Genomic DNA, 18,502 nt, shown 5'->3' with positions numbered 1-18,502 from the left:
ATATCTCCCCTCGTTATTAGTTACGTAATGGCTTTCCTTTTACAAGCATGTGCTGCATTCTTGCTTGTGATTTCATCTCACTTACTAAGCTAATAAATGCTTCACGTTCTACATCTAATAAATATTGCTCATCAACCTCTGTTCCGTACGGCACTTTTCCGCCCGCAATGACATATGCAAGTTTCTTAGCAATGTGAAGATCGTACTCTGAAATGTAACCAGATAAATGCATTGCTTCCGCACCAAGTGCAAGAGTTGCATATCCTGTTTCCCCAACAACTGGTATCTTTTTACGGATCGGCGCTTTATAACCAGCTTCATATAAAGCAAGTGCTTTCTGTTTCGCATCGTATAGTAAGTGATCACCATTCACACTAATACCATCTTTATCACCTAAGAAGTTATGAGAAACTGCTTCTTGTCCTGAAGTTGAAACTTTCGCCATTGCGACTGTTTCGAACACTTTATTTGCAACTTTTTGCAGATCAAACTCTACACCGTTTGCCATTTTGTTTAAGTGTTTAATGTATAGCTCTTTATTACCGCCTCCGCCAGGGATTAAGCCAACACCAACTTCTACTAAGCCCATATACGTTTCACTAGAAGCTTGAATGCTCGCTGCTGGTAAGCAAACTTCTGTACCTCCGCCAAGCGTCATACCATATGGTGCTGCTACAACTGGCTTAGAAGAGTACTTAATTTTCGTCATTGCATCTTGGAAGTTTTTCACAACCCACTCAATTTCAAAGTAGTTGTCGTCTTGTGCTTCCATTAAGATCATTGCTAGGTTCGCACCAACGCAGAAGTTCTTCGATTGGTTACCGATAACAAGACCTTTATAATTCTTTTCTACTTCATCAACAGCGTAGTTAATCATTTGCGTAATATCCATACCGATTGCATTGCTCTTCGAATGGAACTCTAAGCAAAGGATGCCGTCGCCTAAATCAATTAAGCTCGCTCCGCTATTTTTCTTTAATACACCATTTTTTGCTTTTAATTGCTTAAGAGAAATTGCTTTTTTATTACGCTCGATTAGCTTATATTCGCCATTATCGTAATAGTAGCTATCGCCGTTATCATGTTTATAGAAAGTAGTGAAACCTTTCTCTAACATTTCTTTCACCCAAGTAGGAACAACTACGCCGTTTTCTTCCATCTTTTGAACAGATTTTTCAACGCCGATTGCATCCCACACTTCAAATGGCCCTTGCTCCCAGCCGAAGCCCCACTTCATCGCTTGGTCAATTGCAACGATATCGTCAGCAATTTCTTTATGAAGTTTTGCAGAGTATAAAAGAGTTGGTGTAATGATGTTCCATAATAACTCTCCTGCACGGTCTTTCGCGTATACAAGCGCTTTCAATTTATTCGCTAATCCTTTTTCTTGTTTACTTAACTCTACGGATGCAGCTTTTAATTTTTTACGCGCTTCGTATTCCATCGTTTCAGGATTTAATTCTAAAATTTCTTTTCCTTGTTTTAAGAAGAAGCCTTGCCCCGTTTTACTTCCAAGCCATTTTTTCTCAAGCATGTCATGCATGAAAGCTGGTACTTTAAATACATCACGCTCTTCTTCTTGCACATTTTCATATACGTTATTTGCAACGTGTACGAATGTATCTAAACCGACAACATCTAATGTGCGGAACGTTGCGCTCTTCGGACGACCAATAAGTGGGCCTGTTACAGAATCAACTTCCCCAATGCTATAGCCGCGTTTTACCATCTCTTGAAGAGTAACAAGTAAACCATACGTACCGATGCGGTTTCCAATAAAGTTTGGTGTATCTTTTGCGATAACAACGCCTTTTCCAAGAACGTCTTCGCCAAATAGTTTCATGAAGCTTAATACTTGTGGATCTGTTTCTTTCGTCGGTATTACCTCTAGAAGTTTTAAATATCGTGGTGGGTTAAAAAAGTGTGTGCCTAAGAAGTGTTTCTGGAAGTCGTCTGAACGACCTTCTGCCATTTTTTCAACTGAAATGCCTGACGTATTCGAGCTTACAATTGAGCCCGGTTTACGAACAGCGTCTACTTTTTCAAATAATTTCTTTTTAATATCTAAGTTTTCAACTACTACTTCAATAATCCAATCTACATCAGCTAGACGCTCAAGATCATCTTCTAAGTTACCTGCTTCAATCAGTGCTAGATTTCCTTTCACTGTCAGAGGAGCTGGTTTTTGCTTTAATAGTTTTTGCACAGCCGTATTACTAAAACGATTTCTCACACTTTTATGTTCTAATGTAAGTCCCTTCGCTTCTTCTTCTTTTGTAAGCGCAGGTGGTACAATATCAAGCAATAATGTCGGAATACCAATATTAGCTAAGTGTGCCGCAATTCCCGAACCCATTACGCCTGAACCTAGAACAGCAGCCTTTTTAATTTGGAACATCCAATTCTCCCCCTATTCTTGAATGAATGCTCATTCAATTTTTCGACATAAGTCGCAATCAATGAGTGAGCCTCTACTAATAAATATATGATACTGTTTAAATTTTCGCAATATATTTATTGATAAAATTTTCTGAAATAAATATTTTTCTTTCATTTGGCCATGCTATATATGTATTTTCTTCACTAAAATACACTTTCCCTTTTTATAATCTGACGAAACTGGAGGAATATATATGGCAAAACTTAAGAAGAACCCTTCAAAGGCTGGAATTAGTGCAGCTAGTGTAACTGGAAATGCAGGTCCGCATAACCACGGCGTGGAAAAAGGACGTCAAGGTAATAACCAACAATATAAAAAGCATAATATGGGCGAAAAATAACGCTATATTTTTGGGCAGAGAACGTGGCATAATGATTAATGGCTGCTTTTTCTGCCCAATTTATTTGTAACAAATGAGGGAATTATAATGAAACGAACAATAGTTATGATTGTAATGATTGCTACACTATTTACAGGGATGATTTTCTTCTCTTATGCACAAAGACAACAAGCTGTAAGAGCTGATCAACCCAACATTACTGGGCAATACGGAGTTACAATCGATGCAGACACAGGTGAAATTTTGTATGGGAAACGTGAAGACGAACGCTCTTATCCGGCTAGTATAGCCAAAATGATGACAACCCTTCTTTTACTAGAGAATGTAAAAGAAGATGAAGAAATTACAGTTACAGAAAACGCAATTAAAACAGAAAGTCAAAGCAAGAAAATTAAACTTCGTGCTGGAGAAAAATTAAAGCGTGATGAGGCATTAAAACTTATGCTTATCATTAGTGCAGATCCAATAGCTGAATCCATCGCAGAACATATTGCAGGATCAAAAAATGAATTTGTAAAAATGATGAATGCTAGAGCGAAGGAACTTGGTACAAAGCATGCGACTTTCAAAAACGCAAGTGGTGCTGATGCACTTGGAAATAAAGTATCGCCATATGACATTGCTATTATTACGAAAGAAGCATTAAAGTATCCAGTTGTTTTAGAATATATGAATTCAACGCGTACAACTCTACATACTTCAGAACGCTCTCCAAACATCGCAAACTACGGACGAGAAGAACTATATGACGATCCATATGCGATTGGAAGTAAAAGCGGTCTATCAGCACTTGGCAAATATACAGTCGTAACAGTGGATGAAAAAGACGGTAAACGTGTCATTAATGTTGTATTATCTTCTACCCGCAAGCAACTGTATCCTGATACGAAGAAAATGGCACATTATGCATTTCAGCAATTAAAATAACCAAGGAGTATTTTCTCCTTGGTTATTTTTTAACCATACCTTTTAATACGAACGCAACGTTTGCTGGACGCTCTGCTAGACGACGCATGAAATATCCATACCAGTCGTTTCCATAAGGTACGTAAACACGCATTTTGTAGCCTTCTTTTACTAGCTCAAGTTGACGCTCATTACGAATACCATATAACATTTGGAATTCAAATTGATCCCTTGGAATGTTGTGTTCTTCAGCAAGTTTTTTTGTATATTCAATAATCGCTTCGTCATGTGAAGCAATTGCAGTATAATTTCCATTTAATAAGTGCATTTTAATAATTTTTTTATAATTGTCATCTACATCTTTCTTGTCTGGGAACGCCACTTCTTCAGGTTCTTTATAAGCACCTTTTACAAGACGTAAATTCGGATTATAAGCATTTAAATCTTCAATATCTTTTTCTGTACGATATAGGTAAGCTTGAATAACAGTACCAATATTATCGTATTCAGATTTTAATTGTTTAAAGATATCAATTGTTTTACCACAGCGTGTATAGTCTTCCATATCAATGGTAACGAACACACCATTTTCTTTCGCCGCTTCTAAAATACGGCGCATATTGTTCATTACGATTTCATCAGAGATATCTAATCCCATAGAAGTCATCTTTAAAGAAAGCTGCGAATCAAGACCTTCTCTTCCAATTGCACGGATCGCTTCAATCGATTGGTTAGCCATTTCATTTGCTTCCGCTTCATTATCAACGAATTCCCCTAAATAATCGATTGTTACACAAAGTCCTTGCTTGTTCAATTGTTTAATAGCTGCTGTCGCTAATTCAATTGTCTCCCCTGCGACAAAGCGACCTGCACCAAAGCGTAAACCGTACTTTTTAGCCAGTTTTGTTAGCGCTTTATTTTTTGACAAGAAAAGAAACGAATTTCGCATTAATTGTTCCATGTAATTCACCCCTATGACTGTAATTTATCTGTTTTTTACCCCTCTTCAAAATTATATCATTATTTAAAATTATTGGATACAAATAATTATTTAGATAATTTATAAAATACTATAAAAACATTTAAAACCCTATATTTTCGCTTATAAATATAACTGAAATATTTTTCGACATTTAGAAAAGTGGAGTTTAATAGGCATAAAATAGGCATGTCGAAAATATTCGACATGCCTATAAAACCCTTTATATTCCATGTAAATTATATAAGGATATTAATACAGAAAACTTACGATTATATTTCCCTCAAGTTTTTTTATTGCTCATTTCGCTTCTCTTCATTCAGCCTTTTAATATCTGTAATTAACTGCACCATCTCTTCTTTCGCATCTGGATAAGTTTCATTCCAATGCTTTACTAAAGCTGGCATCGTCTTAGCTATGTAAGAATACAGTGCCCACTTCTGTACCTGTTCTTTTCTCTCTTCATTGCTCTCTCCAAGTAACAGCTCAGTGTATTTCTCCAGTAAACCATCAAACTGCTCGTTAAACTTTTCACTCATTTTATTTACCCCCTATATGAAAAAAGCAGCGAAAATCGCTGCTTTTCTTTATAATTTTGATCGAACAGAGTTTAATTTTTTCTCCATTGTGCTTACTTTATCACGACGATCATCAATACGAATAGTTGTTGCAACACGCTGTGCACCTTTCGTATATGGAACTTCATGCATTTGTTGAATTACTTCTAGAATGACAGGAAGATCTCCTTCAATAATTGTATTCATCGGTGTTAATTGATACTTCACGCGATCCGCATTTTTCTCTAGCACCTTTTGTACTTCTGCTACATATTCACTAACACTTGGATTACCTGTTCCTACTGGAATAATCGATACATCAACAATTGCCATAGTAGTCTTCCTCCTATAATCGTTTCTTATATATCCATTGTCTATTTTACCGAAATCCTCATCATTTTACTAATATGTTACTCTTCCACTTTAAACTGCTCGACTAATCTTTCTAAATCTCTCATATGTTCTGTCAAACTTTCCATCGTGTGAGCTACCTTTTCTAAATGATTCACCTGTGATTCCGTTGCAGCATGTACCTCTTCAGAAACAGCTGCACTTTCTTGACTCGTACCAGCAATTGTATGCATTACCGCTGTAATTTCCCCTTGCTCGTAACCTATGTTATGTACCTCTTCTACAATTTTTTCAACTGAAGTACTAATCGTATTTACAACTGACATAATTGTGCGGAACTCCATTTCCGCCTCTGTCGTCACTTTATTTTGTACATCTGCAATGTCTTTCAATTTACTTACAACTTCTACAACCCTTTTTACTTCTAATTGTACATCACCAATCATCGTTGTGATTTCTCCGGTTGCCTCTTTTGATTGTTCCGCTAATTTCCGAACCTCTTCAGCAACAACCGCAAATCCCTTACCTTGCTCACCTGCACGGGCAGCTTCAATCGATGCATTTAAAGCAAGTAAATTTGTTTGATCCGAAATGCCTTTTATAAGCTCAACAACATTTTGAATCGATCCAACTCTTTGTTCTAACTTATCCGATGCTTCTTCTGTATGAACAACAATCGAAGATGATTGTCCCCTCGTACGGATTAAATTCCTCATTGTATTTAATCCTTGCTTAGATGCCTCTTCCGCTTTGCCAGCTACTCCTTTTATTTCACCAACGGAGCTATTCATTTGTTCCACTGACTCCGCCATATTCTCGAGCTGAGCTGAAACTTCATCCACACCATTCGCAAGAGTAGAGGCTCCTCCACTCACATCATCCATTGCTCCTGAAACTTCTCTACTAGCCGCTACTGTTTCATTCGTTAAGTAATGTAAACTATTCGTTGATTGTTGCACCGTTGATACGCTGTTTTTAATTTTACTTACCATTTCATTCATTTGTTCAACCATATCATTAAAGTGCTTAGTCAACTCTCCAACTTCATCTTTACTTGTCACTTTCATTCGCAACGTTAAATCGCCTTCTGCTACTTTTTGCACGTGATTCTTTAATAGTTGCAGTGGTCTTGCTAATCTTCTTGAGAACAAGTAGGAAGCTACGATTCCAACTAATAAACTAATACATGCCATTATAATAACTGTATTTCTCGTACTATTTAATAGCCCATCGATTGTTTCTTTCGGATAAAAGATTCCTATCGTCCATTTCATCGTATCAAATGATTGACTGTAAACAACTACATCTTCACCTTTTATTGTACTGACCGCATATTTTGTTACCTCTTTATTTAAGCTCTTTATAAGCGGCTCTTTAGAAACATCTTTCCCTATCTTTTCTGGATAAACAAGAGCCATATTTTTATCATTTATAATAAACATTTCTCCGTCATTATTGTATTGAATATTGTGAAGCAACTTCTGAATCGTCCCAAGCGATACATCCATCGCAACAACGCCTAATACAGATCCATCTTGAGCTGTAATTGCTTTAGAAACACCTACACTTAACTTTCCTGTTGCAATTTCATAAGAAGGTTGTCCCCAGTGGACCTTTTTTACATCAGCCTCTGAATCTTTATACCATGGTCTTGTCGTTGGATCGTATCCTTCTGGCACTTGCCCACCTTCAGCAAGATTGGCACTTAATGTTTTTTTATCTTTCGTACCAATATATAAATCTAAAATACCAGGATGATTCTTTTTATACTCTGCAAACTCTTTCGTTAAAAACGCTTCCTCTTCTGGAGTAACCCCACCTTGAAGTATATTACGAATCATCTCACTGTTCGCGTAATACCCCATATCTTCATCCGTTCTTTGAACAAATGTCGTAAGTTGCTCTGTCACAAGATCCATCGCATTTTGAGAATACTCGTCTAAGGAACGCACTTCCTTTTCTTTCTGTAATTGATACACAGCTGTACCCAATATTACGAACATCATAGAAATAAGTACTGAAAACACTACCGCAATTTTTAAACGTAAACTTCTTAACATCTTCCCCCCAGCATCCCCTTCGCATTAAATTAAAATCTTATTAATCATTATATTAAGTATAATAGATAAAATTAAAAAATTGAAATTAATTCTCACCTTAATACAATTAGAAAACGGACTACCACTTGTGCAAAAACAAATAGTTCATTATCCTTAAAATATAATCTCATTCGTTCGGAGGGAACTATGTTACAAAAATTCGGTTTCTCACAATATGAAAGCCAAGCTTATGAAGTTGTCGTATCAAGCAATGAACCATTAGATGCTACAACGATTGTGAAGCATTCAGGTGTTCCAAAAGCAAAAATATATGAAGTGCTAGCACGCCTAATCGATAAAGGAATGGTAATGGATTCTGTTTCAGAAAAGAAAAAACTGTATACAGCATTACCACTAAAGCTAGCAATTGAAAAATTAACGACAGAATTCCAATCAAATATTAAAGAACTGGAAACAAATATATCAAAAAAATCATTTACAGATGACCGTGTGTGGAGCTTAAAAATGCAATCTTCTATTCGAGTTCAAAGTAAGGAACTCATTGAAAGTGCAAAAGAATCAATCCGTATTTCAGCTTGGAATGATACTCTTTTAGAATATCTTCCTTTACTAGAACAAAAAGCAAAACAAGGTGTTCAAATTGAATCCCTTATTGTTGGAGAAGTAGAAACAGACTTAGAAAACATGCATTTTCTAATCCCAGCTGAAGAACCTAATGCATTAGAGCGCTACTTGCTACTCATCGTTGACGATCGTGAAATTTTATTTGCTGGCGTAGAACAAGAGTCATGGCAAGCAATGAAAACAATGTCACAACCATTCGTAAAGTTCTTTACAGAATTTTTCTATCATGACGTTGCACTTGCAAAGATTACCCAGAAACACCATGACCTCTTTATGGAAGATGAGGAAATTAAGAGTTTGTTAATGAAATTAAGATACTAATTAAATAATAAAAAGGAGTCTAGTTTTTCACTTAGACTCCTTTTCGTTTTGTTCCTTTATCTCCATCAACAGCTCAATGATTTTCTCATTTTGCTCTACTTGTTTCTCTGAATTTTTATAGATGAAACGAACCCATCTAAGTGCAAGAATAATAAGAAACAAAGGGAGCATTGAAATTAGAAGACCAATAATTGAAAAATTCGTATACATATACATCACCTCGCTACATACAAATTCTCCACCTTTCTACTAAAACCTGCAATTTTTTACAAATAAAAAAAGAACCTATCAAACGATAGATTCTTCTTTCACGAACTGAGTAGAGCGTCCTCTCGTAATCGAGAAAATCGCGCAAAGCAGTGCTAATACAATAAAGCCACCGCCTACCCAAGCATTATATATAACAGATGATTTTTCGATAACAACTCCGCCTACTGTTGAACCAAGTGCAATTCCTAAGTGAAGGGCAGAGTTATTTAAACTTTGCTGAATACCAGCTGATTCTGGTGCAATTTCAATTAAATAGTTTTGTTGCGCTGGTGAAATCGCCCAGCTCAGCATACTCCAAAGTCCCATCATAATGATGAAGAGTGGGAATGAGAATGTCATTAATGGCAGTATGAAGATTGCACACGCAAATACGATAATGATGGAAATAATACTTTTCTTCGATCCCCATTTATCAGCAAGCCAGCCACCGAATCCGCCACCAATTACTGCTGCGATTCCGAAAATAAAGTAAAACACACTAATCCAGTTTGCTTCAACATACATGACATCTTTTAAAAACGGTGTTAAATATGCATACAATGTTAAATGCCCTGTTAAAAACAAAAATGATGTTAACTGTGCACTTACAATTTTTTTATCTTTTAAAGTAGCAAGTTGTTCTTTTATTGATAATACCGATGTCGGTGGTACTTTCGTTAAGAATAATGAAATACAAGCAATTGCCATAACTGTTAATACCGCAATTAATACAAATGGTGCACGCCATCCGTATGCATTTCCGAGCACAAGACCGAGCGGTACTCCAAGTACGAGTGATCCGCTAATTCCCATGAAAATGATTCCAATTGCACGCGCACGAAAATGCGGTTCTACAACACTAGAAGCAAGTGTTACCGATAGTGCAATAATTAATGAACCACTCGCCGCACAAATAACCCTTGAGAACATTAGCATTCCGTAATTCACACTAAATGCCGAAATAATATTTCCGATTAAGAAAATCGATAATGCTCCAACATACAATGTTTTTCTTTCAAACTTCCCTGTCAAAGCTAATAAAACTGGACCTGACAAAGCAAATACTACCGAAAATATTGTTATAAGCTGACCAGCTGCGCTAATAGATACTCCTAAATCATTGGCAACTAAATCGAGCGTTCCTCCTATAATTAGCTCAACCGTTCCGACTACAAAAGCCGCGATAGCTAAAATATAAACACGAAAATTCAAGTCTTTCCCCACGCTTTCTATTTTGGTTACTACGACTATAGTAACCAAAATAGAAAATGGAAGCAAGTACAATTTTTTTACAGTAAAAAAGGTAGGCGTATAATACGCCTACCTTTTCATCATTCTGTTTCTTTCTTCTTATTTAAATACCAATACACCGGAAGTCCCGTAAATACAATTCCAATCGATAAGAAACAACTTACTGGATCGTTAATAATCGCACTACCAATTACAAAAAACGAACCTAAAATCGCTACGATTGGTACGATTGGGAATAACGGTACACTATATGCACGCTCTTTATTCTTATTACGTTTTCTTAAAATGAAGACACCAATAAACGTCATTACATAGAAAATATAAATAATGAATACGGAAATCTCAGATAGCTTATTTGGATCACTAATAATCATTAAAATAATTCCTAAAATGATTTCAACAGTAATCGCATTTGCTGGTGTTTTAAATCTCGGACTTTCCTTTGCAATAAACTTAGAAAATGGAAGTTGTCCACGCTCTGCCATAGACATTGGGATACGTGGGAACGTTAAAATCTTTCCATTTAAACAGCCGAAAATAGAAACGATAATACCGATACTAATAATTTTTCCGCCATATTCTCCAAGTAACATGCCTGCAGCTGTCGCTGTTGCATTTTCTCCAAGGTCTACAATTTTCGCTGCTGGTAATACATTTAATAATGCCAAGTTAATTAATACGTAAGCAGCCGTTACGATTAAAATCCCTACTGTCATTGCTTTCGGTAATAACTTTGTTGGATTCTTCATTTCTCCACCAATCGAAGCAAGTAAAATCCAGCCGTCATAAGCAAATAACGTTGCTAAAATTGCCATACCGATACTTTGATTTTCCGATATCGGCACAACTACGTTAAAAATATCGCTATTCCCTTTCCAGAAACCTAGCACAACAATTAACACAATCGGAATCATCTTCCCAATTGTCGTGATTGTTTGAACGATACCTCCGTATTTTGTTCCCATACTATTTACAACGCCAAGGAACACAACCGTTCCAATTGCGATTGGTAAATTCCACACTTTATCTAAATAGAAAAAATTAATCACTAAAGAACTAAAGTATAAACCTAATGTTCCGATAATAGCAGGTCCATAAACAATTGTTTGCATCCAACCTGATAAATATCCCCAAAAACTTCCGTAAATCTCCTCTAAATACGTATACAACCCACCATTTTTCGGGATTTGCGCTCCAATTTCAGCTACTGTTAAACCACTTGCTAGCGTCAACAGACCACCAATTACCCAAGCAAAAATGGCCATATTAGAACTCCCCGAGTAATCTAATACGCTCCCTGGTTTCATAAACACACCAGATCCAATAATCGTTCCTACTACGATAGAAAGTGCTACTGTTAAACCAATTTTGTTCTTCTCATCATGATGCATGCTGCGTATCCTCCTTCCAATCCTAGTGTGATGCAAAAATGAAATAAAAAAACACTCCTCCCTAAAAAAGGGACGAGTGTTGTATTCGTGGTTCCACCCTTGTTTCAATTCGTAAAGTAACACACTTCACCAATTTCTCAAGTCTAAATAACGGTTTTTGCCGGCAAGCAATTACTAGATGCTCGTTCACTGCTGCAGTTCAGAGGTGGTAATCTATTTTTCCATATTAGGAAGCTCACAGCCAAAGGCTTCCCTCTCTGAGAATCGTAAAAAATTGATCGTGTCCTCATCATCACTTCTTGATGTCGAATTTTGTAGTTATTGTTCATTATATTGAATTGTTAGAAAAAATCAATATATTTTTTATATAACATAGGAAATATTTATCTTCTTATATTATAACAGAAGCTGTAATATTTCTCTAATTCCCTCGTATCTTTGGAGCAGTGTAGCTGTAAAAATTATATCAGCGATTTTTCAAATATATCGATTTACCAACAAAAAACGCCAACAATAAAAGGAGGTCTTTCAAAAGAAAGCCCCCACACGAAAGATACGACTTCATTCAATTATTTCTCATCTTTTTTCATAAAAAACTTATGGTGCGGTAAATCAACATTCAATGCCTCTAATTGTTTCTTTTCATTGTCTAAAATCGCTTTTGCTTTTGTTTTTGTTGCTTCATCTAATCCTGCAAAGATGTCTTCATGCTTCTCTTTCTCTGGAAGTTTCACACCTAATTTTGTTAATTCTTCTTTTGCTTGCTCATGCGTTAATTTTCCAGATTTCTTTTGCTCTAAAATTGACTTTGCTTTTGCTTTTGCCTGTTCATCTAAGTTAGCAAACATGTCTCCATGTTTACCTTTCTCCGGCATTTTCACGCCTAGCTTTGTTAATTCCTCTTTTGCTTGCTCATGCGTTAATTTTCCAGATTTCTTTTGCTCTAAAATCGACTTCGCTTTCTCTTTCGCCTGCTCATCTAAGTTAGCAAACATGTCTCCACGCTTACCTTTCTCCGGCATTTTTACGCCTAACTTTGTTAATTCCTCTTTTGCTTGTTCACGTGTTAGTTTTCCGGATTTCTCTTGCTCTAAAATTGACTTCGCTTTTTCTTTCGCCTGTTCATCTAATCCTGCAAACATGTCTTTACGCTTCTCTTTCTCCGGAAGCTTTACACCTAGTTCCTGTAACTGTTTCTTTGTATCGTCCATAATCGTTTTTACTTTTTGTTTTGTAGCGTCATCTAAATCTTTTTTCACTGTTTTTGTCGCTTGCTCAGCTGTTGGAGTATTTGTTGCCGCGAATGCCGGAACACCGACTCCTCCAATGATTCCGAATGATAAAGCACCTGCAATCGCTAAATAACCAACTGTTTTCTTCTTCATAGGAAATTTCCTCCTTCATATTTCTAAAGCATGTACACTTTCGTATACAACGCCAATAGTAATATTGGTTTCTTAAAATTTCCTTAACGATTCAAATAAAAAACACCGCTCGTAATGAGCGGTGTTTCTCTATGCTTTTTGTAATTGTAACTCTTCACGTTCCATTATTTTTCTTAATACAATTGTTTGTGTCATTGTAAATAAGTTACCTGTTATCCAGTACAACACAAGTCCTGATGGCGCCGCAAACCCCATAAATAGAATCATTGCTGGCATCATAATTTGCTGCATCTTTAGCATCTGTACTTGTTCTCCAGGTGTAATATTCGATTGGAAAACTTTCATCTGAATAAATGTCGTTAACGCTGCAATAATCGGTAATATATGATATGGATCTGCATGTCCTAGGTTCACCCATAAAAACGAAGATGTGCGAATCTCTTCCGTTCTGCTAATCGCATAATACAAAGCAGAGAAAATCGGCATTTGTATAAAAATTGGCCAGCAACCAGCAAGTGGATTCCAACCGCCTGATTTCATTAGTTCTGACATTTCTTTTTGATACTGCTTTTGTTTTTCAAGGTCTTTGCTTACATCACCGTATTTTTTCTTTAGCTTCTGCAATTCAGGTTGCATTTTCTTCATTTTCGCTTGGCTGCGATATTGCGAAACAGCTAATGGAATCATGGCTGAACGAATAACGAGCGTCATAATAATGATAGCAACCCCGAAGCTAGCTCCCGGTATATGATGAGCAACAAATTGAATCATATACGAGATTGGATATACGAAATAATGGTTCCATATTCCCGTACTATGTGAATCAATTGTGCCTGCATTACTGCAGCCGGATAAAACAAAAACAAGTACTACTGATAAACTAATGAGCGCAGCTCGGTATGATTTTAACATGTTCATTCCTCCAATGTTTCGTAATTATTTAGCGAAACATTGGTGTATACGGACCAACCTCATCATTCTCTTCACTTGATTCTTGTCTGCGTACGGAACGAATCATTCCATATTTATAAAAAATTGAAAATAGCGGTACATTTCCCGCACTATCTTCACATGTATCAACTAACGCAAAAGCTCTTTGTCTACCGCTTGATGCTTGTTGACGCACAAAGCGAGAAACATTAGCAAGGAAGAAAACTTCTAATAAGCAAAGTGCTGTCGTTACAAACGATATATATAGAATTGCATCCTGCAATAAAAATTCCATCGCTTCACATCCTTAATAAGGTCATTTTAGCACATCGGGCAAATATTCTCTATTTCCTTTTATTTTCAAAAAAAGTATTTTGCATATTTTCTCAAGAAAACAATAATTAAGAAACGTTGTATTCGCTTTCTTTAGCATATTCACACACATCAATGAATAGGCTTGATTTATTAGAAATTTATAAAATTTTTGCATTATAATAAAACTATTGCCAGTTTTTGAAAAAACCTTTATTCTCTTCTTGTAATCAAAAATGAATATGGAGATGAAACATACTATGGGTCAACTAGGAGACGCCGATTACGTTCCCGACACCGCCTTTTTATCCTTCCCAGCAGCTAAAACATTTCACTTAGAATTTATGATACAGTTGGTTGTTATTTTTATAGCTTCTATTTTGTATGCAATTTCTATGAATATGTTTTTTATCCCGCATAATATGATTAGCGGTGGATTCGCTGGTGTAGGGATGATTATCGGTTATTTAATGCACTACAATATCGGTGCACTTATCTTTTTACTAAACATTCCTCTTCTTATTTTAAGTCACTTTTACTTAGGAAAGAAGACAACCTTTTTAACAGCGTACTTTGTAGCTGTGTCATCGTTAGCGATGAACATTATCCCGGTACACCAAGTTTCAGACGATATTTTACTTTCTTCTGTATTCGGTGGTGTTATCTGCGGAGCAGCTTCAGGAATTATATTCCGATTTGCTTCTTCAACAGGTGGTTTTGATGTTGTCGGATTGATTGTAGCGAAATATCGAGATGTTTCAATTGGAGCAATCATATTTGTATTCAACTTAATCTTACTTGTAGCAGCAGGTTTTATTTTCGGATGGGATATTACACTTTATACGTTAATTAGTCGATTTGTAGTCAGCAAAGTTATCGACGCTGTGCATACGAAACATATTAAATTAACGATAATGACTATTACAGAAAAAGGCGAGGAAATAAAAAGCGCACTACTACATCACGGCATACGCGGGGTGACAATGGTAGACGCTGTCGGCGGCTATACAAACCATAAGAAAAAAATGATTTACACTGTCGTGACTCGCTATGAGTTAGGCGAAATGAAACGTATTATCCGTCAAGTGGATAACAAAGCATTTATGAACATTACTGAAACAGTTGAAATTGTCGGCCGTTTCAAACGCATATAAAACAGGTTAATAAATTAAAGGGCATAACATATTAGTCATATATAATATGTTATGCCCTTTGTTATTCAACTAACGTACCTTTTAGCATAATAAAATCACTAAGTTTATTACTACAAATCGGAGGATAGCATTCCATATACAATACTATCTGTCCATTCCTCTTTATTCCAAAAATCTTGTATGAAATGGGCTTCCTTTCTCATGCCTATTCGTTCACACAATTTTTGTGAAGCTGTATTACGTGCATCAAGATTAGCCTGTATACGATGTACATTACATTCATTAAATAATTTCAATACCAAACTACTTACTGCTTCTGTTGCCAAACCTCTCCCAGCTACTTCCTTTGCAAAACTATAACCAATCTCAACAGTGTCTTTCATATTTGTGTACCATACGGATAAATCACCAACTACTTTAGTTTTGTATATAACTGCCAAACTTAATATTGTTTCTTTAGTAAGTACATTATTTGCTAGCTTCTTATTAAATCTTTTCTGCATGTCTTCATGAGTCCACTTATTATGTAATAGGAACTTACATGTATCATCACTATTATAAATAGCAAATACATCCTGTAAATCAGTACTCTTAAAAGGTCTAATTATTAATCTTTCTGTTGTGAACTCCAAGTTAGCTCTCCTCCCTTACATTCATGCTATAAAACATTTTTTATAGTATTTAAGCCTCATTCTTAGATCTCACCTTGATTACATATTTCATCATAATAAATTAAAATCCTTCTTCCACTAAACTGCACCGTTAATGGTATTTCCTTACGCTTTTTATTTTTTACACTTATTACAAAATCAGATAATTCTATTATTATGTCCCTAAATGTGTTATAATGAAAGCAGACTCACAAAAAAAAGAGTATATAGACTTGGAAGTTTCTCTTATTTTACAAGCAAAAAGAAACGAGCAGTCGGGTATATTTCAGACACCATACACGTAACGGTTTAAACAACCGATCATCTTAGTTACTCTTCAATGATCTTTTTATAAAAAGATACGTACAATTAAAACTCACTTCAATATACTATACCTACCTTTTTGACTTCCAAATCATCGTATTACATAGGGAGATGAACATATGAATCAATATATACGATATACAATAGCTGTCCTGTTTGCTATTATCGGCGGAACAATCTGCTTCTGGACAAACACTCAGCTTGGAGAGAATATCATCTTTAATGGAATCGAAACGCTTGTAAGCGCTTCAATTTTAGGCGGATACATTTACTTCCTCTTCAATCCAGAAGAAAATGCTCAAAAAACAATGTTATTAACAATGATCGGAATCGTTGGTGGATGTATTTCCTACTCAATGACAAACTATACATTACCACTTCAATTAAGCTCAGCTTTCTTCCACGGTCTATGGACTTGGTTCATTGCATTCTGCCTAGCAGACGTATTCAACCTATTACAAGACACTGAAGAAGATAGCGGTCGTCAAATTGAAAGTAACTCTTAAGCTGGAAGATACTCTTCCAGCTTTTTTATGTTGGTTTGCATACCCCGCATCACGATAAAAAGAAGTTGCCCTCACGGCAACTTCTTTCTCACATACCCCATCCAGTACCAACCGGATTATATCAGCGATTCTCCATATATATCGGCGATTTCTCCACTTATATCAGCGATTTTTTCATTATATCGACCGTTCGACACAGGCTATCGACTTACCGGCAATTTTCGGCAACCTATTTATGCTCTATACCCTGCCACTACAATAAAAAGAAGCTACCCAACGGCAACTTCTTTTCCACATACCCCACTTCGTATTCACTAAAATATATCAACGATTTTTCAAATATATCGATCATTTCTCCACTTATATCAACGATTTTTTCATTATATCAACGGTTCAACACAAGATATCGATTTAACGACAACCTTCGACACTCGAAACGCACAACATACCCTATCCCCCAAGCAACTTACTGCCGAACTCTACGATTAAAAAGATAATTAATAGGATCGCGAGTATCTTTAATGCTACATATGCCACTTTAAAAACAACATAAATGAGCAAGACTATCAAAATAATTGATAAAATTTCCATATTTACTTCCTCCAAGCTTTGCTCTTCTTATCTCATTTTACTCGCCCCGGACTATTTATGGAACGGCATAAGATGACATAGAAAAAAGAGGATACCTCACCCATCGTAAGATACCCTCACCTTCAACTGCTCAAACCATTCTCTTTCTAATTGTAAATATCCCATCTCACTCTTCTCGGCGCTCTTTAATTCTTTATCAGCTTTCTTCATATAAGTATGGGAAGCTTCTAGATCATTCTCTAAATATTTGATAATTCCTTGTGTACGATAATATCCGTTTAAGTCCATTTTTGTAATAGCCTTTGCATGTTCCTTTGCTTCTTGCAAAGAAAGACTATCCATCTGATAAAGGGCTTTATATAAAAGATACCAACTATGAAAACTGCTAACGAAAAACTTATTTTCTTTCGTTACAGGTAGTTGAACAATTCTTTCTATATACGGTATCGCTCTTTCCATTCCCTCTTGATCTGCACGAGCAAAAAAGACAAGCATAAGTCTACTCATTATCTCTCTTATCCCTTTATTGTCTTTTATTTTCTCCTCACTCAATTCTACTAATCTTTCATCCCAATCTTTCGGTCTTTTATAACTAAATAACTCACTCGATATTTGAATCTCATATAAATGATTTCTAGCTCTTTCATCATCTTTAATTAAAATAAGAAATTGCATCCCATCACTCATAAGCGTTCCTTTTATCGGCACAATTGTAACCGCAAAGATTGCAAAATGGAAAAAGGAAAAATATAAAAGATATTGATAATAACTCACCATGTATATGTAACCGGAAGTAATACCAAACAGTAAACTCGTAATTGGTCCACCTAAAGTGAGCCACGCCCATTTTTTCGAAAGATTCGGTGTCTCTATAGAAGGTGGTACTAGTGTTGCAACGCCTCCAAAGTAAGCCCATAATTTATTTGCTCGAATGCGTAATTTTCCCTTTTCTTTTTGAATAGTAATGGGTCCTACTGTCATAAATTTAAATGTTAAACCACCTATTACACCAAATACTACATGTCCTAGCTCATGAATGGCTAACACTAATAATGAAATTCCAACTATTGCCCATAGGTTCAAAATTACTTCTAATTTCCCAGTTCGGATTACTCCGTATAAAATGGACAGCATTAACGCCACTGTCATTGAACCAGCTGGCCTTCTTAAAATATCCACCT

Annotated in this window: 19 protein-coding genes and 1 other annotated feature; of the genes, 5 read left to right on the top strand and 14 right to left on the bottom strand. The window is 35.9% G+C overall.

Annotated features, from left to right (window positions below; all coding sequences use genetic code 11):
- Positions 1–16 precede the first annotated feature (16 nt).
- The gene (locus QCI79_RS16060; protein WP_000486378.1) at positions 17–2,398 is read right to left on the bottom strand and encodes a 3-hydroxyacyl-CoA dehydrogenase/enoyl-CoA hydratase family protein; all 2,382 of its coding nucleotides are present in this window, start codon (positions 2,396–2,398) and stop codon (positions 17–19) included.
- A 235-nt stretch (positions 2,399–2,633) separates the two neighbouring features.
- Here QCI79_RS16060 and QCI79_RS16055 point away from each other — a divergent pair, with 235 nt between their 5' ends.
- Together QCI79_RS16055 and QCI79_RS16050 are read left to right on the top strand one after the other, a co-directional pair.
- Positions 2,634–2,780 carry a YuzL family protein gene (locus QCI79_RS16055; RefSeq protein ID WP_001096344.1) on the top strand — a complete coding sequence of 49 codons (147 nt, stop codon included), beginning with the start codon at positions 2,634–2,636 and terminating at the stop codon, positions 2,778–2,780.
- Positions 2,781–2,867: 87 nt separating this feature from the next.
- Positions 2,868–3,707 carry a D-alanyl-D-alanine carboxypeptidase family protein gene (locus tag QCI79_RS16050; protein WP_000831461.1) on the top strand — a complete coding sequence of 280 codons (840 nt, stop codon included), beginning with the start codon at positions 2,868–2,870 and terminating at the stop codon, positions 3,705–3,707.
- A gap of 22 nt (positions 3,708–3,729) precedes the next feature.
- Here QCI79_RS16050 and QCI79_RS16045 read toward each other — a convergent pair whose 3' ends face one another.
- From QCI79_RS16045 to QCI79_RS16030, 4 genes are all read right to left on the bottom strand, one after another.
- Entirely contained in the window at positions 3,730–4,647 is a 918-nt protein-coding gene (locus tag QCI79_RS16045; protein WP_000436772.1) for a proline dehydrogenase family protein, read from the bottom strand.
- Positions 4,648–4,958: 311 nt separating this feature from the next.
- Positions 4,959–5,204, bottom strand: a complete 246-nt coding sequence (locus QCI79_RS16040; protein ID WP_001290594.1) for a YusU family protein — start codon at positions 5,202–5,204, stop codon at positions 4,959–4,961.
- 48 nt (positions 5,205–5,252) lie between these two features.
- Complete coding sequence (locus tag QCI79_RS16035; protein WP_001018860.1) at positions 5,253–5,555, bottom strand: MTH1187 family thiamine-binding protein; 303 nt, start codon at positions 5,553–5,555, stop codon at positions 5,253–5,255.
- A 77-nt stretch (positions 5,556–5,632) separates the two neighbouring features.
- Positions 5,633–7,633, bottom strand: coding sequence for a methyl-accepting chemotaxis protein (locus QCI79_RS16030; protein ID WP_000946354.1), 2,001 nt, complete (start codon positions 7,631–7,633; stop codon positions 5,633–5,635).
- 186 nt (positions 7,634–7,819) lie between these two features.
- Between QCI79_RS16030 and QCI79_RS16025 the strand changes: the two genes are divergently transcribed.
- Positions 7,820–8,578: a TrmB family transcriptional regulator gene (locus QCI79_RS16025; RefSeq protein ID WP_000939479.1), complete on the top strand. Its 759-nt coding sequence runs from the start codon at positions 7,820–7,822 to the stop codon at positions 8,576–8,578.
- Positions 8,579–8,605: 27 nt separating this feature from the next.
- On the opposite strand, the gene QCI79_RS16020 is transcribed toward QCI79_RS16025, so the two are convergent.
- From QCI79_RS16020 to QCI79_RS15995, 6 genes are all read right to left on the bottom strand, one after another.
- On the bottom strand, positions 8,606–8,788 hold the full coding sequence (locus tag QCI79_RS16020; RefSeq protein ID WP_000288473.1) for a hypothetical protein: 183 nt from the start codon (positions 8,786–8,788) through the stop codon (positions 8,606–8,608).
- A gap of 78 nt (positions 8,789–8,866) precedes the next feature.
- On the bottom strand, positions 8,867–10,051 hold the full coding sequence (locus QCI79_RS16015) for an MFS transporter (protein WP_003285707.1): 1,185 nt from the start codon (positions 10,049–10,051) through the stop codon (positions 8,867–8,869).
- Positions 10,052–10,158: 107 nt separating this feature from the next.
- Positions 10,159–11,469 carry an APC family permease gene (locus QCI79_RS16010; protein ID WP_021727548.1) on the bottom strand — a complete coding sequence of 437 codons (1,311 nt, stop codon included), beginning with the start codon at positions 11,467–11,469 and terminating at the stop codon, positions 10,159–10,161.
- 65 nt (positions 11,470–11,534) lie between these two features.
- Positions 11,535–11,771: a binding site (T-box leader), on the bottom strand.
- 267 nt (positions 11,772–12,038) lie between these two features.
- On the bottom strand, positions 12,039–12,854 hold the full coding sequence (locus tag QCI79_RS16005) for a hypothetical protein (RefSeq protein ID WP_000730884.1): 816 nt from the start codon (positions 12,852–12,854) through the stop codon (positions 12,039–12,041).
- Positions 12,855–12,983: 129 nt separating this feature from the next.
- Positions 12,984–13,766, bottom strand: coding sequence for a membrane protein insertase YidC (locus tag QCI79_RS16000; protein WP_000920519.1), 783 nt, complete (start codon positions 13,764–13,766; stop codon positions 12,984–12,986).
- Between the two features lie 28 nt (positions 13,767–13,794).
- Positions 13,795–14,079, bottom strand: a complete 285-nt coding sequence (locus tag QCI79_RS15995; RefSeq protein ID WP_000394930.1) for a hypothetical protein — start codon at positions 14,077–14,079, stop codon at positions 13,795–13,797.
- Positions 14,080–14,356: 277 nt separating this feature from the next.
- Between QCI79_RS15995 and QCI79_RS15990 the strand changes: the two genes are divergently transcribed.
- Positions 14,357–15,250: a YitT family protein gene (locus QCI79_RS15990; protein WP_000530044.1), complete on the top strand. Its 894-nt coding sequence runs from the start codon at positions 14,357–14,359 to the stop codon at positions 15,248–15,250.
- A 110-nt stretch (positions 15,251–15,360) separates the two neighbouring features.
- Here the strand turns inward: QCI79_RS15990 and QCI79_RS15985 are convergent, their stop codons facing one another.
- Positions 15,361–15,882 (bottom strand): GNAT family N-acetyltransferase, encoded by a 522-nt coding sequence (locus QCI79_RS15985; RefSeq protein ID WP_000397306.1) that lies wholly within the window; start codon positions 15,880–15,882, stop codon positions 15,361–15,363.
- A 461-nt stretch (positions 15,883–16,343) separates the two neighbouring features.
- Here QCI79_RS15985 and QCI79_RS15980 point away from each other — a divergent pair, with 461 nt between their 5' ends.
- Positions 16,344–16,730 (top strand): DUF3938 domain-containing protein, encoded by a 387-nt coding sequence (locus tag QCI79_RS15980; RefSeq protein WP_001077776.1) that lies wholly within the window; start codon positions 16,344–16,346, stop codon positions 16,728–16,730.
- Between the two features lie 450 nt (positions 16,731–17,180).
- Here the strand turns inward: QCI79_RS15980 and QCI79_RS15975 are convergent, their stop codons facing one another.
- Positions 17,181–17,321, bottom strand: a complete 141-nt coding sequence (locus QCI79_RS15975) for a DUF3985 family protein (RefSeq protein ID WP_000404758.1) — start codon at positions 17,319–17,321, stop codon at positions 17,181–17,183.
- Positions 17,322–17,417: 96 nt separating this feature from the next.
- Positions 17,418–18,470 carry a site-2 protease family protein gene (locus QCI79_RS15970; RefSeq protein ID WP_033676845.1) on the bottom strand — a complete coding sequence of 351 codons (1,053 nt, stop codon included), beginning with the start codon at positions 18,468–18,470 and terminating at the stop codon, positions 17,418–17,420.
- Positions 18,471–18,502: the final 32 nt, after the last annotated feature.

This window comes from Bacillus cereus group sp. MG1, assembly GCF_040460035.1.
Classification (GTDB): Bacteria; Bacillota; Bacilli; order Bacillales; family Bacillaceae_G; genus Bacillus_A; species Bacillus_A cereus.
This window is presented reverse-complemented; position numbering and strand designations above follow the sequence as displayed.